A 24,847-nucleotide genomic window follows, 5' to 3' on the forward strand; every position below is an offset into this window, starting at 1 on the left:
AATCGCTGCTACATATTTCGACTGGCGAAATGCGTGGGATGATAGGTTGTCGCTTTCCGGTGTCAAGTTTTAGGGGAGTCCTCGAATGCAAGCAGGGGAATGTCATGGCTTCGACAGACGATGCGAAACGCAACAGGGAAGAAGTGAGACGGCTTATGGCCGGCATAGATGATGCCAGGGCAAATGCCTTGCTGAAGGGCGCCATCGATCTTCACGTTCACTCCGGGCCGTCAACCATGCCTCGGCAGCTCGACCATATGGAGGCGGCCGAGGAAGCCGCGGCGGCAGGGATGCGCGCCATCCTTTTCAAGGATCACCATTATTCGGTTTCCCCGGTCATACCGATGATGGAACGCATTTTCGCAAACCCGGACTTTGCGATGTACAGCGGTCTGGTCCTCAACAATTCCACCGGGGGGCTGAACCCGTTCGTCGTCGATGCGCAACTGAAGATGGGCGCCAAGTTGATCTGGATGCCGACGGCCCAAGCAGCCAACCATATCCGTAGCGCTCACCGCAAGACGCGGCTTGCCTCGAACGTCCAGCTCAGAAACTCGCCGGCCCTGACGGTCGTTGATCCATACGGGGAAATCCTGGACGAGGTGAAGCAGATCCTCGATCTCATTGCCGAATTCGATGTCATCCTGTCCTCGGGTCATCTGCATGTCTGGGAAATCTGGAAGCTCTTCGATGAAGCGCGTGCGCGCGGCGTCAAGCGGCTGCTTGTCAATCATCCGATGTATGGACTGCACTTCACCTATGACGATATCCGCGAACTGGCGCAGCTCGGCGCCCTGATCGAACAGTCTGCCGGGCTCTATGTCGATTCCCGCTTCAACACCTATACGCCGGAAGAGCTCAGGGAACATATTCTTGCAGCCGGCGTCGAACATTCCTCGATCGGCTCGGACCTCGGGCAGGTCGACAATCCCACACCGGTCGAAGGCATGCGTCAAGCCATCAAGCTCTGCCTGGCGCTCGGCTTCACGGACGCGGACGTGCGGACCATGGTGGCAGACAATCCGGCTCGCCTGGTCGGATTGACGTCATGAACCCTTTTGGCATGGCGGATGAGACATGCAAGCCGTCATGATCGAAAGGCCGGGCGGGCCTGAAGTTCTTCGGATCGTCGAACAGCCGCGCCCCCGGCCAAAGGCCGGGGAGGTTCTGATCCGCGTCGCGGCTGCCGGGGTCAATCGCCCCGATGTCCAGCAACGGCGAGGTCTCTATCCACCCCCGCCGAACGCCTCCGAAATCCTCGGCCTCGACGTTGCCGGCATCATCGACGATGTCGGCGAAGGCGTTGACGGGCAATATGTTGGCAACCCCGTCTGCGCGCTCGTCAACGGCGGAGGATATGCAGAGTTTTGCGCCGTCCCGGCTGTGCAATGCATGCCTATTCCGAACGGCTTGAGCTTCATAGAGGGAGCGTCGCTCCCGGAAGTCTTCTTCACGGCCTGGAATAATCTGATCTGGCTTGCCAGGCTGGAACATGGAGAAACGCTGCTGATCCATGGCGGGACGAGCGGGGTCGGTATGGCGGGCATCCAGATCGCCAGACATCTTCGCGGTGCGACGGTTTTCGCCACCGCAGGCACCGAAGAGAAGCGGGCCGTCTGCAAGGCCATCGGCGCCCAAGCAGCCGTCGATTACCGCGGCGCCTGGGACGAGGGCATCCGGGCGTTGACGGGTGGCGAGGGCGTCGATGTCATCCTCGACGGCCAGGCCGGGGCCAACACGCAGCGCCAGTTGGATCTGCTGAAATACGACGGTCGGCTCGTCTTCATCGCCAGCCATCAAGGCAGTACAGCCGAGGTGAATATCCGCACGCTCGTGCGCCGCCGGTTGACGATAACCGGATCGACGCTCCGGCCACGCCCTCCTGCCTACAAGGGGCGGCTCGCCAGAGAACTGGTCGACCACGTCTGGCCGTTGTTTGAGGATGGGCGCATCACGACCCGTATCCACAAAGTCGTTCCATTCACCGAAGTGCAGGAAGCCCATCATATCCTGGACGAAAACCAGCAGATCGGGAAAGTGGTCCTGGCTGTGGACCCGGCGCTTGCCGCAACCGTTCCCTCATCCGGCAAGCGATTTTGATGTTGAAGGTGGTAGCCGCCGACATTCGAGGCGAAAGCCGGCGGCAATCTCTTTAACGATGGGGCATTGGATAATCGTTCTCGTTGAGCACCCAACCCGGCTTTTCCGAAAAATCGAAACGGGGTGGAGCGAAGATATCGACCAGTTGGTTGACGCCTGTTCCTTCGGCGGTGGTCGTATGGATGGCCGGCGGCGGAATGACGCAGATCGAGGGCGACTCGCAATAGAGATGTTCGTCCTCGCGCCAGATGTTCATGTTCGTCGTCCACGGCCAGCGCAGATGGTGCGTGAAGGTACCGCTCAGCGCCAGGGAGCACTGCTCGAAATCGTCGTGATGATGCGGTGAGACCTTGTCCCGCTCGCGCGGGCCGATACGCGGCACGAGGTAGTTGATCATGAACGTCGTGCAACGGTAGATCCGGCCGAACCGTGAAGGATCGTCAGGGACGTCCAGAGTGTACCATTTCAGCTTGAGGCCGCCGGGAGGTTCGGGCCAGGCTTCGAACGGCGGCACATTGGGATGCGGCCCGCGATACGCGTCAGCATTCGAGGCGGCCTCCGCCAAATCCGTCGACTTCGGCGTGAAGAGCCGGACGATGCTGCCGGCGGTCAGCATCCGGATGGAGCTCTTGCCCGGTGGCACGAAGGCGACCGAATAGCCGGGCACGGTCGTGGTACCCTCGGCGGTGGTGATTTCGACCGAAGTCTCCTTGTCCGGAATGATGACGGCATATTCGTCGGGCTGCGCGTCGCGGGAGAAGGCGCCGCCTTCCTTGCCTTTGGTATAGGCGACGACGAAGTTCTGGCCTCGACTGATCCAGGTATCTCCATTGGCGTCCTTGATGTGGGGCTTTTCCTTGTAGAACAGCCCCAGCTGCGAACCAAAATAGCTGCTGTGGACCCTGGCGCCCGCCGGCTTCGCATTGCCCAGCAGGCTGGATCGTGGGTCGTTCCGATCGTACATCCGTTCCTCCGCTTGTCTTTGTCGAAATGTCGGTAGAGCCCAAAGCCGCAGGCCAGGCGCGCGGATCAGCCGCTGCGCCCGGCCCCCTAGCCGGCTTTGGGAACCTGTCTCTTCAGTCCCAGGATTTCGCGCGCCTCGCCGGGAGTTGCGACGGTGCCGCCGAGTTCCTTCAGGATGCGCACGGCCTTCCTGACGAGCACGGTATTGCTTTCGGCGAGCACGCCTTTTTCGAGGTAGATATTGTCCTCCAACCCGACCCTGACGTGGCCACCCAGAAGCCAAGCCTGCGCGAGCATGGGAAATTCCCAGCGTCCGACACCGAAAGCCGCCCAATGCGAACCAACCGGAAGCAGTGATTTCATGTAGAGAAGGGTCTCTGGCGTGGCGATCGCACCGTAGCGGACGCCGAGCACGATCTGGAAGAGCGCCGGCGCATCAAGCCGCCCTTCCTGAATGAAATGGTTGGCGAGCTGGATATCGCCCGTGTCAAAGACTTCGAGCTCGGGGAGGACGCCTGAATCGCGAATAATATCGGCCATGACGGCGAGATTGCGCGGCGTATTGATGACCACCGACGAGCCGGAATACATCGTGTTGAAGTCGAGGCTGCAGATTTCGGGCCTCAGCGCCGCGATATGCTCGACACGTCGCACCGGCGGCATAAGAGTGGTGCCCGGTGCAGCGACGCTCGGATCGTCTTCGCTGGGGATGAAGCGACCGCCGGGGCCGGTGGTGAGATTGATGATGACGTCCTCTTCGGCAGCGCGCAGGCGTTCGACGACCTCCCGGTAATGCGCCAATTCCATGCTCGGACGCCCATCCGGATACCTGACGTGGATGTGAACGATCGCCGCACCGGCGCGCACCGCATCCAGACAGGCATCGGCGATCTGTTCCGGCTTTATCGGCAGATAGGGGGTCTGGGAGGGGCTGGTTATATTGCCGGTGACGGCGCAACTGATAATCGTTGGATTGGCCAAAGCTCTCGCTTTCCTCATTGGGCGCGGTCAGAGCTGACCTCGCACTGTCATGAAGCTCTGGCTCGCATCCAACGTCGCTGACCTCAATCGTTATCACCGGCCGTTTCGCGAGAAGAAACGCAAGGTGGAAGGGCTGTGTTTCGCAGCGAGAAACGTCGCGGCAATTGGCTTCGTGCTCTGCGAAGGAGCCGCTAGGAACGGCTAACGAAAGGCAGCCATATGACAGAACAGCGTCCCGACTTCACGACATTCCGCGAACGATTACTGACGCGCCAGCGAATGTTCGGCACATTCCTCAAGCTCCCGACGACGCAGGTCATCGAGATTCTCGGAACGATCGGATACGATTTTGTCGTCATCGATCAGGAGCATGCGCCGCTCGATCGCAACATCACGGACCTTATGATTTTCGCCGCCAGGGCCTCCAACATCGCACCTCTGGTCCGTGTCGGCGAATTCACGGATGCGAACATTCTGTCCGCGCTCGACTGCGGCGCGATGGGCATCATGGTTCCCCACGTGACCACCGTGGAAAAAGCACAGGCAATAGCCCGCAGTTGCCGTTATGCGGGCGGCAATCGCGGTTTTGCGGGACTGACTCGGGCCGGCATGTGGGGCAGCGTTGGCGGCATCCGCCATATGACTCAGCAGGACCGCCAAATTGCCTGCATCGCCATGATCGAGGATGTCGAAGCGGTCGATCGCGCCGAGGAGATTGCCGCGGTGGATGGTATCGACGCCCTGTTCATCGGCCGGGGCGACCTGACCGCATCCTTTGGCGACGACCCACAGGCACAGGCCAAGGTCGCCGAAATCAGCAGTACGGTCGCCGCTGCGGCCCAAAAGGCCAACGTCCCGCTGCTGATGCTGCCTACCAGCAAGGCCGATCTTGCCTTCGCAAAGGAACTCGGCGCCTCGGCTTTGCTGCTGTCCAGCGACCACGGCTTCATCCGCTCGGCGGCAAGCGCAACGCTCGCGGATTATTCCGACTGAGAAAGTCAGCGGTCGCTTACGCACTGAACCGGCGGGGCTTGACGGCGGCGATCCGTCAGATTTGCTGACATGATCGTGTGCAAGAGAAACCGCTGGCGTGGAACCATATAATCACATCAAACTGTTGAAGGCTTCGGTTGCCGCGGAAATGCGGGAAGTCTGTCGGGGAGAAACATGACTGCCATCGAAATTCCGGAGTTGACGATCCCGAAAGTGGCCCTCGTCACCGGTGGAAACAGCGGGATCGGACGGGCGATTGCCGCGCGCCTCGCCAGCGTGGGTACAACCATCGTGGTCGGCTATAACAGCCGCCGCGAGATGGCGGATGAGGTCGTGGGCGCGCTTCAAGGCAGCGGGCATTTCGCCATACGTATCGCCATCGATGACGCAACCTCCGTCGCCGATGCCGCCGCCGTGGTCCGTGAACGGTTCGACGGTCTCGATGCCCTAATCAATTGCGGCGGTGCGACAACACCCGTCGCCGCCAATGATCTCGATGCTCTGACCGATGAAATTTTCGACCGTGCAGTCGCGATAAATTTGAGAGGCCCCTTTGCCATGGTTCGCGCTTTCCGGCCGCTGCTTGAACGCAGAGACAGTGCGGTCATCGTCAACATTTCCTCCATTGCCGCGCGGACAGGTATCGGAAGCAGCCTTGCCTATGTCGCGGCAAAAGGCGGGCTGGATGCGCTCACCATCGCACTTGCCAAGGTGCTGGCACCGAAAATCCGTGTCTTCTCCGTTTCACCCGCCGGTGTCGATACGGATTTCGTTCCGCATCGTACCCGTGACCAACTGCAGAAAACCGCAGAAAGACTTCCTCTCGGAAAAGTCACGACCCCCGACGACGTCGCACGGGCGGTGATCGCCTGTATCGTCAACCTCACCAGTTCGACCGGGATCGTCGTTCCGGTGGACGAGGGCCGTCACCTCTAGCAATTGAAAGACGCAATCTCTCACGTCGTTCGGATCAAGCTCCAGCCGCAGCTTCGCACCTTGCTCTTCGTCTGACGAAACATACTCATTTACCAGGTTGCCAGCATACAGCAGTCCTGAATTGATAGTAACATGGACAACTTGCGACGTTTCTTACGAGCATTCGGCCGCTTGCCGAGCGAATCTTCTGACGCCGAGTTGTGATAGAATGATCACTTCTTCTTATGGTGTCGGGAGGACCTCAGATGAAGCTAAGCCAAGACGTTTTGCTTGGACTCTTTTTTTCAGTCATCGGTGCCGTGTCGGCATGGATCGCGTGCAGCTATCCCTTCGGCACCTCCAGTCGGATGGGACCCGGCTATTTTCCAATCATCGTCTCGAGCTTGCTCTTGTTTACAGGCCTTCTCGTTCTCTTTCGCGCGCGGTTGGCCGGATCCGGGTCGATACCGACGATCCGGTGGAGGCCGCTCGTTCTCGTGCCGGTCACGATCCTGATTTTCGGCCTGATGATGGAGAAACTCGGGCTGCCGCTTGCCGTCCTCCTGCTGGTGATCTTGAGCGCTGCGGCGAGCGTCAAATTCCGGCTCGATTGGAAAGCCTTCGCAGGTTCTCTCGTCTTTGCGGGACTCTGCTCCGTTGTCTTCGTCGAACTGCTCGGCCTCCCCATACCAATCATCGGGAACTGGCTGCAGGGTCTTGGTTTCTAGTCGGTTCACGGGTTTGACATGGATATATTCAACGGACTTCTTCTGGGCCTTTCGACTGCAACCACGCTATCGAACTTCGCCTATTGTTTTTTCGGCGTACTTCTCGGCACCGCAGTCGGCGTTCTGCCCGGCCTGGGGCCGATCGCCACTATTTCGATGCTCCTGCCCTTTACGTTCGGACTGCCGGTGGATACGGCGCTGATCATGCTCGCGGGCATCTTCTATGGCTCGCAATACGGAGGCTCCACGACGGCCATTCTGATGAACCTCCCTGGGGAGGCCTCGTCCGTTGTCACGACACTTGACGGCCATGAAATGGCCAAGCAGGGCAAGGCCGGGCGCGCATTGGCAGCCGCCGCGATCGGCAGTTTCTTCGCCGGCACCGTGGGCACACTTTTTATCGTGATTTCGGCACCTCTGCTGGCAAGCCTTGCCCTTACCTTCGGTCCTGCGGAGTATTTCTCGCTTATCGTGCTCGGCCTCATCACCTCTATGGTGCTGGCCAGCGGATCGTTGCTGACGGCTTTCGGCATGGCGCTGTTCGGCGTCATTCTCGGCCTGATAGGAACCGACGTCAATTCAGGTGCGGCGCGCTATACATTTGGCACGCCTTATCTGCTCGACGGGCTGGATTTCGTCATCGTCGCCACGGGCATATTCGGCCTCGGCGACGTTCTCGCGAACCTGGAGAATGAACACAAACGGATTGCCAGCGTGACGCACGTCACCAGCTTGTTCCCGACCCGCGAGGACTGGCGCCGGATGTCCATGCCGATCTTGCGCGGCACCGGCATCGGGGTGCTGCTGGGCGTGTTGCCGGGCGCCGGCGTCTTGCTTGCATCCTTCTCGGCCTATGCGCTGGAGAAGAAGATCTCGCATCGCCCGGAGGAATTCGGTAGAGGCGCGATCGAAGGTGTCGCGGCACCCGAGGCGGCGAACAACGCCGCGGCGCAGACCTGTTTCATTCCGATGCTGACGCTCGGGCTTCCCGGAACGGCGACCATGGCCCTGATGATCGGAGCACTGGTCGTTCAGGGCGTCCAGCCGGGTCCCGATATCCTCTCTCAACAGCCGGCACTGTTCTGGGGCCTTGTCGTGTCCATGTGGTTCGGCAACCTGATGCTGCTGTTCCTGAACCTTCCGCTGGTCGGCTTGTGGGCAAAGCTGATCTCGGTACCCTACCATTTCCTGTTTCCGACGATCTGCGTCTTCATCGCAATCGGCGTTTACAGCATCAACAACAGCGTCTTCGACGTATACATGATGGCCTTGTTCGGCGTGCTGGGATACTTCTTCAAGAAAACAGGAGCAGAACCCGCGCCTCTGATCCTGGCCATGATCCTGGGCCCGATGGCCGAGGAATATCTGCGTCGGGCACTTTTGATCTCCCATGGGGACGCAAGCGTCTTCTTCACAAGCCCCGTGAGTCTCGGGACGCTGACCGTCGCTGCCCTCCTGCTCCTGTCGATCGTGTCCCCACGCTTCCGAAAAGTGCGTGAGGAAGGGTTGCAGGAAGCCGACTGACAGACGGTCTTCAGTTCTCCGGCACTTTTCTCATCGGCGGAGCCCAGCCATTGACCGACGCACGAACCCAGCCCCAGGAGCAACCCATGCAGCAGGACAGCAACAGTCGCCTTCAGGCCCTTCTTGATCGCGAAGAACTCTTCGATCTCGTGCGCCGTGAGCGCTTTGCACGCGATCAACGCCGTTTTGACGTCATGAGCGCGTGCTTCCATCGCGACGCCTATGTCCGCACGAGCTGGTATGACGGACGCGGAGGTGAGGCGTATGTGGACGCCACCCGCAAATGGATGAGCACGACGGGCAACAGCAAGCACTGGGTGTTTCCTGCGTTCGCCCAAGTGGCCGGTGATCGGGCAACGGTGGAAAGCCCGGCGATGATCTTCAACCGTGCGACGATGAGCGGCGTCGAGGTTGATTTTCACGTCTTCTGCCGATTCTTCTCGCGCGCCGTACGGGAATCCGGGACCTGGAAGCTATTCAGCTTCGAGGTTCTGTTCGAGAGGGACGTCATGAAGCTCGTCAACCCATCCGAAGCGCTTCCTGTTGACTGGATGCTCCTGTCGACGATGCGGCCATCTTACAAGTTCCTGGCATATATCCAGTACACGCGAGGGGTGAAGGTTAACCCCGACTTGCTGGGTGACGATCGACCGGATCAGCTCGCCGCATTTCACGCGCGGGAAGAACTATGGCTCGCGGGGGAGGACTGACAGCCGTTCGTGCATATGAAGGTGCTACCGTTTCAAGAGGCGGAATGACCATAGTCAGCAGTTCTTTGGAGAGACCGGACAGGCTAAGTCTTGTCAGAATGAAGCTCGATCAAAAACGAGCGGGAGGAGGAGTGAGGATGAACAGACGTGAATTTATCGTGCTCGGGGGAACAGCCGCCGTGCTGGCTTCCAGCAAAATCGCGCTGGCTGATAAATGGCCGAGCAAATCGGTCATGGTAATCTCGGCCTACCCTCCGGGTGGCACAAGCGACATCGTCGCCCGTCTTGTGGCCGATCTCCTGACGGCAAAGTTCGGTCAGCAGTTCGTCATCGCGAACGTGGCCGGCGCGGCTGGCGCACTCGCAGGCGGCAAACTCGCACGCTCGGCGCCGGACGGCTACACAATCCTTGTCAGCGGCAGCGCGCCGATTGCCGCCAACAAGGTGGTGCAGGCGAACCTTGCCTACGATCCGCAGGTTGACTTCACCCCGATTACCGTCGTCGCGGAAAGCCCTGCACTGCTCACCGCGAGCGCCAATGCGCCCGCGAAGTCGCTTCAGGAACTGATCTCCTATGCGAAAGCCAACCCTGGAAAGGTCAATATCGGAAATCCTGGCGCGGGGACCAAGGGCCATATCTGTGCTGCGATCATCAGTCTCCAGACCGGCGTGGAAATCAACCACATCCCCTATAAGGGGTCGCCGCCGCTGCTGGCCGATCTGCTGGGAGGACATATCGACTTCGCGATCGATGCCCCGTCGAATTACCTTCCGCACATCAAGGGTGGAAAAATCCATGGGGTTGCCGTGACGTCGGCAAAACGCATCGGCGAGATACCTGAGGTGCAGACCGTCGCGGAACAGGGTCTTGACGGCTACAATCAGGCCCTCTGGTTCGGCGCCGTCGGTCCGAAGGGCATGTCCCCGGAGATCGTGACCGCCATTCACCAGGCCATCAAGGAGTGGAGCGAAACGCCCGCAGCAAAGGAAAAGCTGACATCGCTCGGCCTCACTCCCGTTGTAAATTCACCCGAGGAGATGCGTGGCTCGATCGAGCGCGAAATCGAGTCGATCAGACCGCTGGTCGAGGCGGGACTTGTTCAACCGAGCTGATTGCGACTTGATTGAGCGGCAGAAGGCGGCCGGAACGGGGAAGCCGGATGTCCGGCTCGGGGTCCGGCCGCCTTTTTCTGCATACGGTATAGGAAAGACTGCATCGCATGAGCAAAGCTCTAACCCTGACCGTCAATGGCCAAGATCATGACGTCGACGTGCCGCTGACAACGCCGCTGCTCGACGTGCTGCGCAACCATCTGGGGCTGAAAGGAAGCCGCTATGGCTGCGGCTTGGAGCAGTGCGGCGCGTGCATGGTGCTGATCGATGGCAGGGCCACCTATTCCTGCAGTCGCGAAGTCGGCACGCTCGCCGGCCGCGCCGTCACGACGGTCGAAGGTCTGGGCTCGGCGGCGGCGTTGCATCCGCTTCAGCAGGCCTTCCTCGACGAACAGGCGGGACAATGCGGCTATTGCCTGTCAGGCATGCTTATCGCGGCAAAGGCCTTTCTCGACCAAAACTCCCAGCCGACCCGGTCCGAGGTCGCCGCTGCGCTGGATGCAAACCTCTGCCGCTGCGGATCGCATCCCCGCATCCTGCGTGCCGTGCTCAAGGCTGCGGCAAAGATGCACCCGAAGGTGGCTTGATGACCGGGCTCACCTTCAGTCTCAAGGACAACCCACGGCTCAACCGCTGGCTTCGTTTCCAGGATGACCGCACCGTGCGGATAGGCACCGGCAAGGTCGAACTGGGCCAGGGCGTGCTGACGGCGCTTGCCCAGATCGCGGCCGAGGAACTGGACCTCGACATCGGCCAGATACGGATGATGTCGGGCAACAGTATAGAAGGCCCCGCCGAAGGCTATACCGCATCGAGTTGGTCGATCGAACATTCCGGCGCCGCAATTCGTCTCGTCGCGGCCGAGGTCCGTGCGCTCGCTTTGGCGCGCGCCGCCCTGCGCCTGAATGCAGCCCCCGACGAGCTGATGATCGTTGAAGGCGCTTTCCTGAGGAATGGCGCACCGAGCGACATCGATTACTGGAGCATCGCCGGCGAGATCGACCTCTCCGCCGAAGCCACGGGCGCGGTTCCGCCGAAACCCAGGAGCACTTACCGCCTTGTCGGCACCTCGGTGCCGCGGATCGACTTGCGAGCCAAGCTGACCGGGTCCGGCTTCATCCAGGATATGGCGCTACCCGGAATGCTGCACGCCCGCACCTTGCGCCAGCCCGGCCGCGAAGCGACCCTGATCGGCCTGGATGAAGATGCTATCCGACGCAGGGCCGGAGCCGATGTCCAGATTGTGCGCATCGACAACTTCGTGGCCTTTGTCGGTGTCGACGAAACGGCCGTCCGCACTGCGGCCATGGCCGCGGCAGAGTATGCCGTCTGGGAAAATACCCGAGCCTTAAACCCCGAACAGGCGATGCCCGACTGGGTCGCATCGCAGCCTTCAATTGACCAGCTTATTGGAGATCCGCTCCCCGAGCCGGCGCCAGACCGCGTCTCCGCGCGCTTCACTCGCCCCTTCCTGTCTCACGGCTCCATCGCCCCCTCCTGCGCAATTGCACTTTACCGCGATGACATACTGACCGTCTGGTCGCATGCCCAGGGCATGCATCCGTTGCGGGAAAACATCGCAAAGACCGTCGGCCTGTCTCTCGACAAGGTCGCGTGCCACCATATGCAGGGCGCCGGCTGCTATGGGCATAACGGCGCGGATGACGCAGCGCTGGATGCCGCTCTCGTGGCCCTTGCGCTTCCCGGCCAGCCGATCCGCCTCATGTGGCGGCGCGAAGAGGAGTTTGGCTACGAACCGCTCTCCTCCGCCATGGCGGTTACCGTACATGCGGCGCTCGACCCGGCGGGCCGTCCCGTCGACTGGACGACAGAAATCTGGAGTGCCACCCATGGCCAGCGCCCCGGCGTGGGGGGAGCCTATCTGCTCGCAGCCGATGCGTTGAAGGAGCCGCCGCCGGAACGCAGGCCTTTCGATATCCCCCTGGAACGTGGCGGCGGCGCCACCCGCAACAGCATTCCGCTCTACGACATGGATGCCAAACGGATAGACCTGCATCTGATCCATGACGTGCCGGTGCGGACCTCGTCGCTGCGAGGCCTGGGGGCGACTTTGAACGTTTTCGCCATCGAGGGCCTTCTTGATGATCTGGCAGTACGCACAGGCGAGGACCCCCTCTCCTATCGACTGGCCATTCTTTCCGACCCGCGCGCCCGCCGTGTTCTGGAAAAAGCCGCAGCTATGGCGGACTGGTCGTCACGTGACGCCGGCGGCGCCGGAAGCGGGCTGGGCCTTGGGTTGGCCCGCTACAAGAATTCTTCGGCCTACGCTGCCGTCGTCGCCTCGGTCCAGGTTGACGAAGCAGTGCGCGTCACCAACGTCTGGTGCGCCGTGGATGCAGGCCTCGTCATCAATCCCGACGGACTCGTCAACCAGATCGAGGGCAACATTGTCCAGGCCATCAGCTGGGCATTGATGGAAGAAGTCCGCTTCGGCCCGCAGGGTATCGCAAGCCTTGACTGGGAAAGCTATCCGGTCATCCGGTTTTCGGACATGCCTGAAATCAGCGTTGAGCTTGTCGAGGCCGGAGAGCACCCGCCGCTCGGCGTCGGCGAATGCGCCGGCGGACCGACTGCCGCCGCGATTGGCAATGCGGTTGCCCATGCGCTTGGCACCCGCATCCATGATATGCCGATGACGCGAGACCGGATCATGACTGCCCTGATGGCATGAATCGCGCGAGCGGCACGGTAGATGGCTCTTGGGGCATCCCAGAATGCTTCCTCGAGCGAATAACAGGGGGAGTTCAAGATGACTGATGGACTTGCGGTTTCGGGTAAGACTTCGGAACTGACGGGCGAGTTGATCCTGTTCCATAGTCCAGGCGCCTGTTCGCTGGCCCCACACATCGCGTTGGAGGAAACGGGCAAGCCATTCAGACCCGTGGAAACGCTTCTGTCGAAGAACCAGCACCTCACGCCGGAATACCTTGCCGTCAACCCTCGCGGCAAAGTGCCGGCGCTTGTCGCGCAGGACGGCCGGGTGATCACGGAAAACACTGCCATCTTGACATATATAGGCTTGACCAATCCGGAAACCGGCATGTTTCCGACCAATATCGTCGAGCAAATGCAGTGCATCGCACAGATGGCCTGGTTCTCGAACACCCCTCATATCTTCCAGCGCGCGAAGTTCCGGCCTTACCGCTTCGCCGATCGTGAAGAGGCGTATGAGGACATTCGCGCCAAGGCGGCATCATCCTATTGGGAGAGCATGCAGGAAATCGACAGCCTTATCGCCGGCAACACGTGGATCATGGGGAACCGGTACACGGTGGTGGACCCCTACGCACTTGTCTTCTACGGCTGGGGCAGGACCAACGGGCTGCCGATGGACACGCTGAAGGATTTCACGAGACACACGAACCAGATGCTCGAGCGACCAGCCGTAAGATCTGTGCTGGAGCGGGAGAACAATCCTCACTTTAAATAAACGCGCCTTCTCGTCTCATGCACTCGATAACGGGGGCAATCTTCTGCAATTTGTCATCCGATGAAAGGCCGCCCTCATCACTCTGGAAGCGGGATGTGCTCATTCCGGTCGTCGACCGGAAGATCGAAGCGGCCCTTGCCCCAGTTTTCGGCGCGCCACTCGGCCTTTGCGGCTTCGATACGCTCCTGCGACGAGGCAACGAAGTTCCACCAGATATATCGGGGTCCGGCGAGTGTCGCACCGCCCAGGATCATCAGCCGCGCGCCTCTCTCGCCAGCCGCGACCGTAATCTTGTCGCCTGGACGGAAGACCATCATCTGAGGCGCTTCGTACTCCTGACCGGCTATCGAGATCGTGCCTTCGACGATGTAGCTGCCCCGGTCTTCATGGTCGTCCGGCATTGGCAATCGGCTTCCCGCTTCAAGCGTTACGTCGGCATAAAATGTCTCGGACAGCATCGTGGCAGGCGCACGCTTGCCATACGCGTTTCCAAGGATAAGCCGAACCGAGACCCCATTGTCCTCGATTGTCTGCAGCGCCTCCTTGCCATGATGTTCGAATACGGGCGCCATATCCTCGTGGCTTTCGGGCAAGGCCACCCAGGTCTGAATCCCGAACAAGCTGTTCGGGCCGCTTCGCGCCGCCGCCGTGGTCCGCTCCGAATGGGTCACACCGCGCCCGGCAATCATCCAGTTCAACTCGCCGGGGCGGATGATCTGGTCCGCGCCGGTGCTGTCGCGGTGATGAAAATCACCGCGAAAAAGGTACGTAACGGTCCCCAGACCAATATGCGGGTGCGGCCTGACATCGACGCCTTGCCCGGTCAGAAGCTCGGCCGGTCCCGCCTGGTCGAAGAAGATGAATGGTCCAACCATTTGCCGTTTTGGCGCCGGCAAAGCGCGCCGAACCTCAAAGCCGCCAAGATCGCGGGAGCGCGGAACGATGAGCGTTTCGATGGCGTCGATGCCGACCTCGTCAGGACAGCCTGGTTCGATTGCAGGGTTCCAACTCATACGCGTTCACCTCTCCTCTTCGCCTGGCGATCCCCCACCCGCGTAGAGCGCAGGAGCCTTTGGATGGTCCAAGTGACTAACAGGTGAGCGCGATTACGACTAGCTGCACGGCGCGGAGAGCTGTGTCGCAAAAAGCGGGACGTGCAGTCGAAAGCATCAACTCCCTGCGCCCCACAAATGAGGATTTCTTTCGAACGATTCGACCAGGAACTCGGAGAGGATACGCACCTTTCGCGACGGGTGCGGGCTGGGCGGCCGCACGACGTAGACCCCACCCACCGGCAGCGGATAGCGGGTCATGATTGGAACGAGCGCGCCGGAGGCAAGATACTCACAAGTGACACAATCGGGGAGCCACGCAATACCAAGCCCGGCGGCGGCTGCACTGGCGAGCGCCGCGCCGTTGTCGGACCTGAAGCGGCCTTGCGGTTGTACAGTGATGATCTTCTCACCATCCATGAACCGCCACGTTTCGGCACCAACCAAGGCTTGGTGGACGACGATTTCGTCCGGTGTTTCAGGCGAACCATGTATTCTGATATAGCTCGGGCTCGCCACCAGCTTGCCGTAGATCTGACCAACGCGTCTTGCAATCAGGTTCGAGTCGCGGAGGGCGCCGACCCGGATCGCACAATCGAAGCCGTCCGCGATCAGATCGACGAACCGATCACTGTATTCGGCGTGGATCTGAAGCTGCGGGTGGTGGCGCGCCATCTCCGCAAGCACGGGCGCAAAATGCACCGGGCCTGATGTGAGCGGAAGGGCCACCCGCAGGCGCCCGCGAAGGTCGCCGGCAGGCAGTATCGTTTCTCGCGCAATGTCGATCTCCGCACAGACCCTCGCTGCATGTTCCCGAAACGTCGTCCCGGCTTCCGTGAGACCGGCGCCACGGGTCGTTCGTGCAAGAAGCTGGATGCCGAGCGCGCCCTCGAGCCGGATGAGACGCCGACTGACCATCGACTTGGAGATCCCCAATCGACGTGCTGCGGGAGAAACGCCCCCGGCATCGGCGACCTCGACGAAGGTCCGCAGATCTTCGATATCCATTCGGCTACCGCGTTTCCCGGATGATCGGCGCGACCTCAGTGCCAAGAAGTTCGATCGATCTCTTCATCGCTGCCGTATCGAGAGAGGCCGTGCTCATCTGGAAGGTGATGCGCGAAACGCCGCCAAACGCTTCGCTGGCCTGCAGCATCTTGGCTGCGACGGTCTTCGGGTCACCGACCAGGAATGCGCCCTCCGCACCTGCCATAGCTTCGAACTGCTGGCGCGTCGGCGGCGACCAGCCGCGTTCGTGACCGATCTTCGTCGTCAGGTGCGCCCATCCTGGAAAGAAGGCGTCCTTCGCTGCGGCGCTGGTCTCGCCCACGAATCCCATCGCGTGGACGCCGACCTTGAGCGTCTCGGGGATGTGCCCCGCGCGCTTGCCCGCCTCGCGATAAAGATCGACAAGCGGACGGAAGCGCTCGAAACTCCCGCCGATGATTGCGATCATCAGCGGCAGGCCAAGCGCTCCGGCGCGCGCGAAGGATTGCGGCGTGCCGCCGACTCCGATCCATAATGGTAGCCGGGGTTGATGGGGACGCGGAAAAACACCTTGCCCTCTGAGGCCCGGACGGAAGCGACCTTCCCATGTAATATTGGTCGTCTCGCCAAGCTTGAGAAACAGGTCAAGCTTTTCGGCAAAAAGGTCGTCATAGTCGCGTGTGTCCAGACCGAACAGCGGATAGGCTTCCACGAAGGAACCTCGGCCGACAACGACTTCCGCACGGCCTTTGGAAATCAGATCGAGAGTTGCGAACTCCTGAAAAACCCGCACCGGGTCGGCGGCGCTCAAAACGGTCACCGCGCTCGTCAATCTGATCCGGCTGGTCCGGGCGGCTGCCGCGGCCAGAATGACAGTTGGGGCGGAATCAAGAAACTCGCCGCGATGATGCTCACCTATGCCAAAGATATCGAGCCCGACGCGGTCCGCGACGACGACCTCCTCGATGAGTTCGGCCATACGCTCGGTCGCCGAAGGAAGCTTGCCTGTGGCCGGATCCGGAATGATGGCTGCAAAACTGTCGATACCGATTTCCATTTTTGGTCCTTGGATATTTGTCGGCCTACGCCGGCGACTGACGCTGGAAATGCATCATGCGCACAATCAAGCCGGTGCTTCAGATACTTCGACCCGTCATGAAAAAGAGACAACGAGGTTCAACGCACCGTCCGGACTCTTGCGACACGTTCATCGAGAACCCCGTCATCTCGTTAGGTTTTAGTGCCCGCTTTGGGTGGTCGGCACCGGCGTGTTGAGAAGCTGCTGCTCCCAAAGATATGCGATACCGCTGCCGCCGAAGTGCTGGATGAGAATCTCGGTCAGCTCCTCGACATGCTCTGTGCGCGCCCAATCGCGTTGCCATTCGCCAGCAAGCGCCATCACGGTCATCACGTTCGCGCCGGCCGCAATCATTCGCTGGATGGCAACTTCGTGAGACTCCTTCGAAATCCCGCCCGACGCGTCGGTGATCACGGTCACGTCCCAGCCTTCGCCGGCGGCCTGGATGACAGGCATTGCGACGCAGACCTCGGTCCACAGGCCGGCGATGATCAACTGCTTGCGGCCGGTCGCCTTGACGACGTTCACCACATTCTCGTCCTGCCAGGTGTTCACCCAGGTGCGATCGATGACTTCCTGGCCAGGGAACACTTCGGTGATCTGCTTAAAGAGAAGTCCACCGCGCGCCGCGATCACGCTGGTCAGAATGGTCGGAACATTGAAGGCTTTTGCCAGCTTCGCCAGCGCGGTCGTGTTGTTGACCACCATATGAGGATCATGGCTGTTCAGGTTCGCCAGTTGGTAAGGCTGATGATCGATCAGGACGAGGACGGAATCTTCGGGGCGGAGAAGTGAGTCAAGGCCGTTACGAAAGGTCATGGTTTCATCCTATGTTGGCGGTTTATTGAAGCGCGTTTGCTCAAAAGACATGCGCCCTCCGAGGCGCTGCCGCGGGACGAAACTTGTCATTCCTGTTTGTGATGCGGTAGTCCTTGTCTGTGCTAAGCTGTGTCGCAGAATGAGGAACGCTGAATGGATATCGAAGATCTCCGGACATTCGTCGAAGTTGCCGATGCGGGAGGCGTCACATCGGCCGCGCTACGCCTTGGCATCTCCAAGTCGATGGTCAGCCGACGGCTTGTACGGCTTGAAGCAGAGCTTGGTGTCCAACTTCTGGCCCGATCCACACGCGGGGCTTCTCTGACAGAGGCGGGCGCAACCTTCCGCGACTACGCAGCGAGGATTTCAGCCGAAATCGATGTGGCAAGGGAAACCATCCTGCCGGCCGGTGAGCTCCGCGGCCGCTTGCGGCTTGCCGCACCGCTATCCTTTGGCCCTACGCATTTCGCAGCGGTGATTGCGCAAATGGCACGCCGCCATCCTCATCTCCAGATCCAGACCTGTTACAGTGATCGTTTCGTGGATCTGATCGCAGAAGGCTACGATTGCGCGATCCGCGTTGGCAATCTTCAGGACTCCAGCCTGATCGCAAGACGCGTCGGTCCCCTCTATGGGAGTTTCGTCGCAAGCCCCGATTACATCAAAATCCATGGTGCGCCGGAGACACCGGACGAGCTTGTCACCCATCAGGCTCTCATGCAAGGCACGGAAACCTGGCAGGTGATGGATGGGGACAAGATTATAACCATTCGCCCGCAGGGGCGCTTCAAGGCCGACAACGGGGCCGCTCTCGCCGTCGCTGCAGTAGCCGGCTTGGGCATCGCCGCGCTCCCTGACGACCTTGTAAAAGATTATCTGGCCTCAGGCGAGTTGGTTCCGGTCATGAAACACCATCCGCCACCTCCGGCCGGCATATATGTAGTCAGACCGCCGGGGCAGCGTCCTGCAAGAAAAGTCCGGGTGCTGACCGAGATGCTGATCGAGTGTTTCAACCACGGCCCGGAGTCGACAAGATAGCGCTACAGCTCTACTCCGTCTTCGGAAGACATGAGACCGAGTGCCGATATGCCAAAGGTCACGGTATCATCACGACGCGACCCAACGGTTTAGCTGTTTCTGCGTACTCATGTGCCTTCGATGCATCGCGCAGTGGAAACACCCGGTCGATCACGACTTCCAGACGTTTTTCCGCCGTTGCCCTGAGAAGTTCGTCAACCGTGCCATGCACGGCAGGCCTCTCGAACAGCGCCCCCATGAAGACGCCGTGAAGCGTCTGATTATTCTGCATTGGTTGCCACAGTTCGACATTGAGCTCCCCGCCGCCGGCATTCCCGACGAACACGAGGCGGCCCTCGGGAGCAAGTGCGGATAGCGAGGCCTGCAAGGTCGAGCCAACTGGATCGATGACGAGGTCGACCCCGTCGCCGCCCGTCAACCGAAGAACCTCTTTGACCACGTCATTTTCCAGGCGGTCGAGGACATGTGACGCACCCAGCGCAGTCAGGCGTGCCTGTCGCTCGCCACCGCTCGCTACGGCGATCACGGTAGCACCCAGCCCGTGCGCCAGTAGGATAGCGGCCAGACCGACACCGCCGGCGGCAGCCTGGATCAGGATCGTCTCACCTTCACGCAGGCCGCCTCGAGTGATCAGACAATGATATGCGGTTCCGAACGAAATGGGCAGCGCGGCGGCTTGGCCCATCTCCAGACCATCCGGAACCAGCCATGTACGCGTGGCAGGCACCGACCAGAGTTCCGCATGCGATCCCAGCATATCGAAGGCAGCCACCCTTTCTCCGACTGACCGATCGCGAACATTTTCACCGATCGCCACCACGGTTCCGGCCGCAGCATAGCCGACGACCCAGTCGGACTGCTGTGGTGTCGATCGCCGGTTGATAAGGTCGCCACCCTCGATCGAAATCGCCTCGACAGCAATCAGGACATCATCTGGCCCACAGACGGGAGCGGGCACATCGACATATCTCAGGACCGCTGGAGGGCCAGGGTTGTTATAGACCGCGGCTTTCATGTGCATTTCCTTTGCGAAGAGTGAAGCGTGCCCCGCCTGATGCGTCGGGACCGTCCATCCATCGCGCGTCATCAAGCACGAGGTATGTCTACGCGCGTGGGTTGCAGGGAAAGGGAATGCCTGCGGCCGCGTCGCCACCTGCCAGGCCAGGCCGGTGCGACGCAGCATCAGGCTGTCTATTTCGACGCTGCGACTCCGCTTAGCGGCTCGGGGACGGGCCGAATGTGCAGGCGATCCCGTCCAGACATGGCGTCTCCTTGCACCTGCTCGGACAGTCGCTCATTGTCCCGTTGACGGACATCTTCGGCAGCTTCCTCCACATCAAGCTCGGCATAACCCAACGCTCGCAGGCCTTCCGCTCCCATCAGATAGGCGGATTCGACCGTCTCTCGGATCTGATAGTCCACGCCGGCGCGGATCAGATCCACGGCATGTCCGCGATCATAGCTGCGCACCAGAATCTTTGCCTGCGGAAATTCATGCTGCGCCAGTTCAGCGATCTGTATTGCGGCTTTGGGGTCGTCGATGCAGATCATCAGTGCCTCGGCGGAACCAGCCCCGGAGTGGCGCAGAGTATCAAGCCGGGTGCCGTCACCGAAAAAGACCTTGAACCCAAATCGTCCCGCCTCGCGGATACGGTCGGGATTCATGTCAATCACCGAGAGACTGACACCTTTGGAAAGCAGCAGTTGCGAAGCGATCTGTCCGAAGCGGCCGAAACCGATAATGAGCACACGTCCATTGAGATCCCGGGCCACCTCAACGCCCTCCATCGATGCCTCGCTTCGCAGCAGCCTGTCTGCCGCAATCATGAGAAGCGGCGTCAGGGCCATGGAGAAGATCACGACGGTGGTAAACAGTGCATTTTCGCGCGCATCAATCACGCCGCCTGTGGTCGCGGCAGCGTAGAGCACGAAGGCGAACTCGCCGCCCTGCAGGAACATGGAGGTGCGGTGCAATGCCTGATGACTGGAACTGCCAAATGAACGTGCAACCGCATAGACCACGACGCCCTTTGCGACGGTGAAGGCGCACAGCATGGACAACAGAAACCACCGTTCCGCGGCAACCACGGAAAGGTCGAGCGACATGCCGACGGCCATAAAGAACAGGCCCATAAGCAGGCCGCGAAACGGCTCGATGTCGCTTTCGATCTGATGCCGGTAGCTGGAGCTCGACAGCATCACCCCGGCAAGGAATGCGCCCATTGCCATGGAAAGCCCAGCGCCGGCCATCAGCAATGCTGCTCCAAGCACGACCAGCAGCGCACCCGCCGTCATCACTTCGCGCGTTCGCGCCCGCGCCAGCAGGGCGAAGAACGGGTTCAGGCCCCATCTTGATACACCCAAAAGAACGAGCAACGCGCCAAGCGCCAGCAAAACGTCCATCCATCCCGACTGTCCCTGGGACAGAGGCGACAAGAAGGCGACCACCGCCAGGAGCGGCACGATCATCAGGTCTTCGAAGAGGAGGATGGAGACCGATTTCTGGCCCTCGGCGCCGGAAATCTCGCCGCGATCCTGGAGGACCGACATGATGACGGCCGTCGAGGAAAGGACGAAACCTGCCCCGGCAATGAAAGCCACTGGGCCGGAAAGGCCAAAGACCAGCATGCCCGTCAGCGTCAGGGCTGCGGTTGTCACCGCCACCTGCATGAGGCCCAGTCCGAAGATCTGGCCACGCATGGCCCACAGCTTGTATGGGCGCAACTCCAGTCCGATGACGAACAGGAACATCACCACCCCGAGTTCCGAGAAATGCAAAATGGACAGGGCATCAGTGAACAATCCGATCACCGACGGACCAACAAGCACGCCGGCAGCAAAATAGCCCAGAACCGACCCAAGGCCGAGCCGCCGAAACAAGGGCACCGCGACAACCGCCGCCCCCATCAGGACGATCGCCGGCCCGATCGTCTGCCCCAAGCTCGCTTCAGCCATGCATTCGCCCTTCCGATCTCACATGCTTGAGCAGCCGGGCGCCGGCCAAAGATAGACCACGCCCCGCCATTCAGTGTCTTCACCGCGTTTGGTATAGTTGCAGTTTGAGGCTGAATAGCCTCCACATTCGCAAAACTATGTCGCAAGAAGCGGAACACACAACCCGTGGCTTCAGCAATACAACTCCGCAAAGTCGCGAGTACAACGATAAGAGTTGAGATGACCTAATTTACGGCACCCGGCTTTTCCACAAGGATTGGGGCACCGGCCAACCTTCGCCCGACCATCATCGAGCGACCACCAATTGCATTGCGCTTTCACGAAAGCGCTCCGCGGTCCACAGTGAGGATCGTCCCGGTGATCTGCCGGGCGGCAGGAGTCGCGAGAGGATCGCTGGACGTGCGCAGTCGCGGCAGGTGATCTGAACGGCCAGACAGCGATGTCGGCGATCCGACTGCATGATCTGCCGATTCGGAGGCGTGAGGCCAAATCCGTCCGGTGTTCCGCGTTTGGCGACACAGCTTCCCGTCATGGCGGACTATCGCATCGCTTGTCGAGATGCCATCAAGTCTTCCGACAACACTTGGGAGCATGTCTGCCGGCAGACCTAGACACTGCAAGGTCAGCCATGGACACACCCACGACCCTTCTAACCGCACATCCGTATATGAGCCCGTCGCCGAGGCCGCCGCGCGTGATCGCAACCTTCGCCTTTGGATTAAACCACGGAACGTCTCCATGCCTCCAATCTCTACCCCAGACCTGCCGCTCAGCCGCCGCGATGCCCTGAGCTCGGCCGCAGCACTTGTCGCAAGCTTCACATTCCTGCCGGGCATCGCGCGTGCCGACGAACCTGTTATCCTCAAACTGTCAGAAGGAGAACTCACCATGGGCTTTGTCACGACCGACGACAACGTTCAGATTTTCTACAAGGACTGGGGTCCCAAGGATGCACAGCCCATTGTATTCCACCATGGTTGGCCGCTCAGTTCCGACGATTGGGACGCGCAGATGCTTTTCTTCCTGTCGAAGGGCTATCGCGTCGTCGCGCATGACCGGCGCGGCCACGGACGATCGGAGCAGGTTGCCGAGGGGCACGACATTAATCATTATGCAGCCGACGCCTTTGCCGTCGCAAAAGCGCTGGATCTGCGGAACGCGGTTCATATCGGCCATTCCACCGGTGGTGGGGAGGTCGCACGCTATGTGGCACGGCATGGCGCACCGGCCGGCCGGGTGGCCAAGGCTATCCTCGTCGCCGCGATTCCGCCGCTGATGCTGAAAACCGACAGCAACCCCGAAGGCACGCCGATGGAGGTCTTCGACAGCTTCCGGTCGGCGCTGGCCAGCAACCGTGCCCAGTTCTTCCGCGACGTTCCGGCGGGCCCCTTCTACGGTTTCAACCGGGACGGTGCGACGGTCCATGAAGGCGTCATCCAGAACTGGTGGCGGCAAGGCATGATGGGTAGCGCCAAGGCCCACTACGATGGCATCAAGGCTTTCTCGGAAACCGACCAGACCGAGGACCTCAAGGCAATCTCCGTACCGACGCTGGTATTGCACGGCGAGGACGACCAGATCGTTCCGATCGCCGCCTCGGCCTCCAAGGCGGTCAAACTGCTGCCGAATGGAACCCTGAAGACCTACCCCGGTTATTCTCACGGCATGTTGACGGTCAATGCAGATGTGCTGAACTGGGACATTTTGTCGTTCATCGCCAACTAACGCGCGTGCGGGACAGGGCGCCATGCTCTGTCCCGCAGTTCAGTCGAGCCATCGCCCCCCGGCCCCGCGGCGCCGGGTCCGGAGGGGCATGCCGCATTCAATTCCCGCAGCCAATTTCGAAGGAGCTAGTCCATGACCGTTCACAGGTTCACCATTGCCGACGCAGCGCTCGAACGCTCGCCAGGGCAGGATGGCGACATCTTCACCGGCAACCTCCTCGACCAGCGTCACGGTGGGCCGGTCACCATCGGTTTCGGGCGCTATGGGCCGGCCCAGACCCTGGAAGAGACTATGGCCGTGCACGACACAATGGTGATCCTTGAAGGAAAGATCACCGTCTCCGACGGCCACAAATCGGTGACGGCAGGTCCCGGAGAGATCATCGCCATGCAGAAAGGCGACAGGGTGATGATCCGCTCCCACGAGGATGGTGCCGTCACCGCCTATGTGACCTATCCTCATTGGCAGCAGCCAGAGGCGTGATCGGCGACCGGTTACGCTTGGAAGAGGGCAGACCGCGTCGGGTGACAGCTTTCAAACCAATCGGACTGTGGATGTCGTCCTGCCAAACTCTCTGATGCCGAACAATCTAAGGCGGCCACGATGGCTGCACCGGTAGCGACAGCCCGCGCACCGACCTTTTCCGTCACTACGGCCGAAGCGATGATTGCGGGCGCAATAGCCGGCGAAGGAGCCGCCGGAAATCACCCGCTCAGTGTCGAGCCGAGGTCGAACTCGCCATCGATCTGCGGCAGAAACAGGCCGAACGCAAAACGGGCGAACCCATAACACACGGCAATCAGGCCAAAGCCCGTAGCGCCGATGCGGACAGTCGGAGTCATGACCGCGCCGCCTGAACAAGAAGTGCTGCCGCGGTCCGTGCGGCCGAAACCGCTTGGGAACTCATGTAAACCGCCGCGTGGGTTGCGCCTTCGAAAAGGATCATCACCTGCTCAACCAAGACTGGACTGTCGCGACCAATATCTGCCGCAAGGATTCGCGCACCCGCCTGCTGAACTCGGTTTTATGTGCCTTCACGGCCTTGTTGATCCCGGCGTCTCGCCGCCGGTCTCGGGCCGGGCGCGAAGAAACAGGCATCCCCGAGCGCCTTCGACGCGGATCCAGTCTTCCGGCGCGGAGAAGAGAAAATCCACGCTTTGTACATTGATGCGCCGCATGAACCGAGGGGCCGTTCGTTCAGCGCGGCGACCATGAGCTGCGCCTTGCTGCGGGCGTGCTTGTAGAGTGCCCGGCTTGACATGTCCGAAGCCTCTGTCGGTCGGTCCATTCCCGTTGCCACATATCCGTGCATAACGAGCCTCATTCAGCAATGATGACGAGATGTAAAGCGAACGTTTTACATCTCGGTGCACTTGGCAAGCGATGCAATTGCCTCTGCCAATCACTTGATTGGCGGGCCGCTGCTTCGCGCTTCAACGATAGCGTAGGGCAGTCGGGCCAGCGGGGACGATCCAGGCATTGGCAGTTGTGCTAGGAACGTCAGTCGTGGCTGTCTTGGTGAGAACAATCCCGGAAACGACAAAACCGCCCCTGGTCAGACAGAGGCGGTTATAGATTTATGTTTGAACTGGTTGCGGGGGCAGGATTTGAACCTGCGGCCTTCAGGTTATGAGCCTGACGAGCTACCGGGCTGCTCCACCCCGCGCCAAGCGTAAATCCCTTTGGGATTTATCGCGGTGATGTAAGCGCGAAGCG

The 24,847-nt window shown here is 60.6% G+C and carries 23 protein-coding genes and 1 tRNA gene; 14 read left to right on the top strand and 10 right to left on the bottom strand.

What is annotated here, in order from left to right; all coding sequences use genetic code 11:
* Window positions 1-104: 104 nt before the first annotated feature.
* Window positions 105-1,052, top strand: coding sequence for a DUF6282 family protein (locus ABK249_RS19260; RefSeq protein ID WP_052182881.1), 948 nt, complete (start codon window positions 105-107; stop codon window positions 1,050-1,052).
* A 25-nt stretch (window positions 1,053-1,077) separates the two neighbouring features.
* The gene (locus ABK249_RS19265) at window positions 1,078-2,100 is read left to right on the top strand and encodes an NAD(P)H-quinone oxidoreductase (protein WP_037152000.1); all 1,023 of its coding nucleotides are present in this window, start codon (window positions 1,078-1,080) and stop codon (window positions 2,098-2,100) included.
* Between the two features lie 52 nt (window positions 2,101-2,152).
* Here ABK249_RS19265 and ABK249_RS19270 read toward each other — a convergent pair whose 3' ends face one another.
* Complete coding sequence (locus ABK249_RS19270; protein WP_348863687.1) at window positions 2,153-3,064, bottom strand: cupin domain-containing protein; 912 nt, start codon at window positions 3,062-3,064, stop codon at window positions 2,153-2,155.
* A gap of 86 nt (window positions 3,065-3,150) precedes the next feature.
* Window positions 3,151-4,044 carry a beta-keto acid cleavage family enzyme gene (locus tag ABK249_RS19275; RefSeq protein ID WP_348863688.1) on the bottom strand — a complete coding sequence of 298 codons (894 nt, stop codon included), beginning with the start codon at window positions 4,042-4,044 and terminating at the stop codon, window positions 3,151-3,153.
* Between the two features lie 219 nt (window positions 4,045-4,263).
* Here ABK249_RS19275 and ABK249_RS19280 point away from each other — a divergent pair, with 219 nt between their 5' ends.
* The 9 genes from ABK249_RS19280 (at window position 4,264) to ABK249_RS19320 (ending at window position 13,477) form a co-directional block, all read left to right on the top strand.
* A complete protein-coding gene (locus ABK249_RS19280) occupies window positions 4,264-5,037 on the top strand; it encodes an HpcH/HpaI aldolase family protein (protein ID WP_348863689.1) in 774 nt (257 codons plus the stop codon).
* Window positions 5,038-5,211: 174 nt separating this feature from the next.
* Complete coding sequence (locus ABK249_RS19285) at window positions 5,212-5,973, top strand: SDR family NAD(P)-dependent oxidoreductase (protein WP_348863690.1); 762 nt, start codon at window positions 5,212-5,214, stop codon at window positions 5,971-5,973.
* 245 nt (window positions 5,974-6,218) lie between these two features.
* Complete coding sequence (locus ABK249_RS19290) at window positions 6,219-6,680, top strand: tripartite tricarboxylate transporter TctB family protein (protein ID WP_348863691.1); 462 nt, start codon at window positions 6,219-6,221, stop codon at window positions 6,678-6,680.
* Window positions 6,681-6,698: 18 nt separating this feature from the next.
* Complete coding sequence (locus ABK249_RS19295) at window positions 6,699-8,204, top strand: tripartite tricarboxylate transporter permease (RefSeq protein WP_348863692.1); 1,506 nt, start codon at window positions 6,699-6,701, stop codon at window positions 8,202-8,204.
* An 86-nt stretch (window positions 8,205-8,290) separates the two neighbouring features.
* Window positions 8,291-8,914, top strand: a complete 624-nt coding sequence (locus tag ABK249_RS19300; RefSeq protein WP_348863693.1) for a nuclear transport factor 2 family protein — start codon at window positions 8,291-8,293, stop codon at window positions 8,912-8,914.
* 137 nt (window positions 8,915-9,051) lie between these two features.
* Window positions 9,052-10,026, top strand: a complete 975-nt coding sequence (locus ABK249_RS19305; RefSeq protein ID WP_348863694.1) for a Bug family tripartite tricarboxylate transporter substrate binding protein — start codon at window positions 9,052-9,054, stop codon at window positions 10,024-10,026.
* 107 nt (window positions 10,027-10,133) lie between these two features.
* Complete coding sequence (locus ABK249_RS19310; protein WP_348863695.1) at window positions 10,134-10,613, top strand: (2Fe-2S)-binding protein; 480 nt, start codon at window positions 10,134-10,136, stop codon at window positions 10,611-10,613.
* Window positions 10,613-12,718: a xanthine dehydrogenase family protein molybdopterin-binding subunit gene (locus ABK249_RS19315; protein ID WP_348863696.1), complete on the top strand. Its 2,106-nt coding sequence runs from the start codon at window positions 10,613-10,615 to the stop codon at window positions 12,716-12,718. The genes ABK249_RS19310 and ABK249_RS19315 overlap by 1 nt, the downstream gene beginning before the upstream one ends.
* A 78-nt stretch (window positions 12,719-12,796) precedes the next feature.
* A complete protein-coding gene (locus ABK249_RS19320) occupies window positions 12,797-13,477 on the top strand; it encodes a glutathione S-transferase family protein (RefSeq protein ID WP_348863697.1) in 681 nt (226 codons plus the stop codon).
* Between the two features lie 77 nt (window positions 13,478-13,554).
* Here the strand turns inward: ABK249_RS19320 and ABK249_RS19325 are convergent, their stop codons facing one another.
* The 4 genes from ABK249_RS19325 to ABK249_RS19340 form a co-directional block, all read right to left on the bottom strand.
* Complete coding sequence (locus tag ABK249_RS19325) at window positions 13,555-14,490, bottom strand: pirin family protein (RefSeq protein WP_348863698.1); 936 nt, start codon at window positions 14,488-14,490, stop codon at window positions 13,555-13,557.
* Window positions 14,491-14,646: 156 nt separating this feature from the next.
* Entirely contained in the window at window positions 14,647-15,537 is an 891-nt protein-coding gene (locus ABK249_RS19330) for a LysR family transcriptional regulator (protein ID WP_348863699.1), read from the bottom strand.
* Between the two features lie 4 nt (window positions 15,538-15,541).
* A complete protein-coding gene (locus ABK249_RS19335; protein WP_348863700.1) occupies window positions 15,542-16,573 on the bottom strand; it encodes an LLM class flavin-dependent oxidoreductase in 1,032 nt (343 codons plus the stop codon).
* A gap of 180 nt (window positions 16,574-16,753) precedes the next feature.
* The gene (locus ABK249_RS19340; RefSeq protein WP_227704668.1) at window positions 16,754-17,413 is read right to left on the bottom strand and encodes a hydrolase; all 660 of its coding nucleotides are present in this window, start codon (window positions 17,411-17,413) and stop codon (window positions 16,754-16,756) included.
* A gap of 153 nt (window positions 17,414-17,566) precedes the next feature.
* Between ABK249_RS19340 and ABK249_RS19345 the strand changes: the two genes are divergently transcribed.
* Window positions 17,567-18,451, top strand: a complete 885-nt coding sequence (locus ABK249_RS19345; protein ID WP_227704667.1) for a LysR family transcriptional regulator — start codon at window positions 17,567-17,569, stop codon at window positions 18,449-18,451.
* Between the two features lie 58 nt (window positions 18,452-18,509).
* On the opposite strand, the gene ABK249_RS19350 is transcribed toward ABK249_RS19345, so the two are convergent.
* Both ABK249_RS19350 and ABK249_RS19355 read right to left on the bottom strand, forming a co-directional pair.
* Window positions 18,510-19,466 (bottom strand): quinone oxidoreductase family protein, encoded by a 957-nt coding sequence (locus ABK249_RS19350; protein WP_037151962.1) that lies wholly within the window; start codon window positions 19,464-19,466, stop codon window positions 18,510-18,512.
* A 176-nt stretch (window positions 19,467-19,642) separates the two neighbouring features.
* The gene (locus tag ABK249_RS19355; RefSeq protein WP_348863701.1) at window positions 19,643-21,406 is read right to left on the bottom strand and encodes a monovalent cation:proton antiporter-2 (CPA2) family protein; all 1,764 of its coding nucleotides are present in this window, start codon (window positions 21,404-21,406) and stop codon (window positions 19,643-19,645) included.
* 888 nt (window positions 21,407-22,294) lie between these two features.
* Here ABK249_RS19355 and ABK249_RS19360 point away from each other — a divergent pair.
* Both ABK249_RS19360 and ABK249_RS19365 read left to right on the top strand, forming a co-directional pair.
* Window positions 22,295-23,131, top strand: a complete 837-nt coding sequence (locus tag ABK249_RS19360; protein ID WP_037152476.1) for an alpha/beta fold hydrolase — start codon at window positions 22,295-22,297, stop codon at window positions 23,129-23,131.
* Window positions 23,132-23,263: 132 nt separating this feature from the next.
* Window positions 23,264-23,614, top strand: coding sequence for an ethanolamine utilization protein (locus tag ABK249_RS19365; RefSeq protein ID WP_037151957.1), 351 nt, complete (start codon window positions 23,264-23,266; stop codon window positions 23,612-23,614).
* A 221-nt stretch (window positions 23,615-23,835) separates the two neighbouring features.
* Here ABK249_RS19365 and ABK249_RS19370 read toward each other — a convergent pair whose 3' ends face one another.
* Both ABK249_RS19370 and ABK249_RS19375 read right to left on the bottom strand, forming a co-directional pair.
* The gene (locus tag ABK249_RS19370) at window positions 23,836-23,973 is read right to left on the bottom strand and encodes a hypothetical protein (RefSeq protein ID WP_200883959.1); all 138 of its coding nucleotides are present in this window, start codon (window positions 23,971-23,973) and stop codon (window positions 23,836-23,838) included.
* 747 nt (window positions 23,974-24,720) lie between these two features.
* Window positions 24,721-24,797, bottom strand: a tRNA-Met gene (locus tag ABK249_RS19375).
* Between the last annotated feature and the right edge of the window lie 50 nt (window positions 24,798-24,847).

This window comes from Neorhizobium phenanthreniclasticum (assembly GCF_040066075.1).
GTDB classification, from domain to species: Bacteria; Pseudomonadota; Alphaproteobacteria; order Rhizobiales; family Rhizobiaceae; genus Neorhizobium; species Neorhizobium petrolearium.

What these genes read in the sequence shown, in the direction of transcription:
- ABK249_RS19325 (WP_348863698.1), bottom strand. Translation starts at nt 14,490, where the DNA reads ATGAGTTGGAACCCTGCAATCGAACCAGGCTGTCCTGACGAGGTCGGC.
- ABK249_RS19265 (WP_037152000.1), top strand. Translation starts at nt 1,078, where the DNA reads ATGCAAGCCGTCATGATCGAAAGGCCGGGCGGGCCTGAAGTTCTTCGG.
- ABK249_RS19345 (WP_227704667.1), top strand. Translation starts at nt 17,567, where the DNA reads ATGGATATCGAAGATCTCCGGACATTCGTCGAAGTTGCCGATGCGGGA.
- ABK249_RS19370 (WP_200883959.1), bottom strand. Translation starts at nt 23,973, where the DNA reads ATGACTCCGACTGTCCGCATCGGCGCTACGGGCTTTGGCCTGATTGCC.
- ABK249_RS19365 (WP_037151957.1), top strand. Translation starts at nt 23,264, where the DNA reads ATGACCGTTCACAGGTTCACCATTGCCGACGCAGCGCTCGAACGCTCG.
- ABK249_RS19320 (WP_348863697.1), top strand. Translation starts at nt 12,797, where the DNA reads ATGACTGATGGACTTGCGGTTTCGGGTAAGACTTCGGAACTGACGGGC.
- ABK249_RS19295 (WP_348863692.1), top strand. Translation starts at nt 6,699, where the DNA reads ATGGATATATTCAACGGACTTCTTCTGGGCCTTTCGACTGCAACCACG.
- ABK249_RS19260 (WP_052182881.1), top strand. Translation starts at nt 105, where the DNA reads ATGGCTTCGACAGACGATGCGAAACGCAACAGGGAAGAAGTGAGACGG.
- ABK249_RS19290 (WP_348863691.1), top strand. Translation starts at nt 6,219, where the DNA reads ATGAAGCTAAGCCAAGACGTTTTGCTTGGACTCTTTTTTTCAGTCATC.
- ABK249_RS19355 (WP_348863701.1), bottom strand. Translation starts at nt 21,406, where the DNA reads ATGGCTGAAGCGAGCTTGGGGCAGACGATCGGGCCGGCGATCGTCCTG.
- ABK249_RS19335 (WP_348863700.1), bottom strand. Translation starts at nt 16,573, where the DNA reads ATGGAAATCGGTATCGACAGTTTTGCAGCCATCATTCCGGATCCGGCC.
- ABK249_RS19270 (WP_348863687.1), bottom strand. Translation starts at nt 3,064, where the DNA reads ATGTACGATCGGAACGACCCACGATCCAGCCTGCTGGGCAATGCGAAG.
- ABK249_RS19350 (WP_037151962.1), bottom strand. Translation starts at nt 19,466, where the DNA reads ATGAAAGCCGCGGTCTATAACAACCCTGGCCCTCCAGCGGTCCTGAGA.
- ABK249_RS19360 (WP_037152476.1), top strand. Translation starts at nt 22,295, where the DNA reads ATGGGCTTTGTCACGACCGACGACAACGTTCAGATTTTCTACAAGGAC.
- ABK249_RS19285 (WP_348863690.1), top strand. Translation starts at nt 5,212, where the DNA reads ATGACTGCCATCGAAATTCCGGAGTTGACGATCCCGAAAGTGGCCCTC.
- ABK249_RS19310 (WP_348863695.1), top strand. Translation starts at nt 10,134, where the DNA reads ATGAGCAAAGCTCTAACCCTGACCGTCAATGGCCAAGATCATGACGTC.
- ABK249_RS19340 (WP_227704668.1), bottom strand. Translation starts at nt 17,413, where the DNA reads ATGACCTTTCGTAACGGCCTTGACTCACTTCTCCGCCCCGAAGATTCC.
- ABK249_RS19315 (WP_348863696.1), top strand. Translation starts at nt 10,613, where the DNA reads ATGACCGGGCTCACCTTCAGTCTCAAGGACAACCCACGGCTCAACCGC.
- ABK249_RS19300 (WP_348863693.1), top strand. Translation starts at nt 8,291, where the DNA reads ATGCAGCAGGACAGCAACAGTCGCCTTCAGGCCCTTCTTGATCGCGAA.
- ABK249_RS19280 (WP_348863689.1), top strand. Translation starts at nt 4,264, where the DNA reads ATGACAGAACAGCGTCCCGACTTCACGACATTCCGCGAACGATTACTG.
- ABK249_RS19330 (WP_348863699.1), bottom strand. Translation starts at nt 15,537, where the DNA reads ATGGATATCGAAGATCTGCGGACCTTCGTCGAGGTCGCCGATGCCGGG.
- ABK249_RS19305 (WP_348863694.1), top strand. Translation starts at nt 9,052, where the DNA reads ATGAACAGACGTGAATTTATCGTGCTCGGGGGAACAGCCGCCGTGCTG.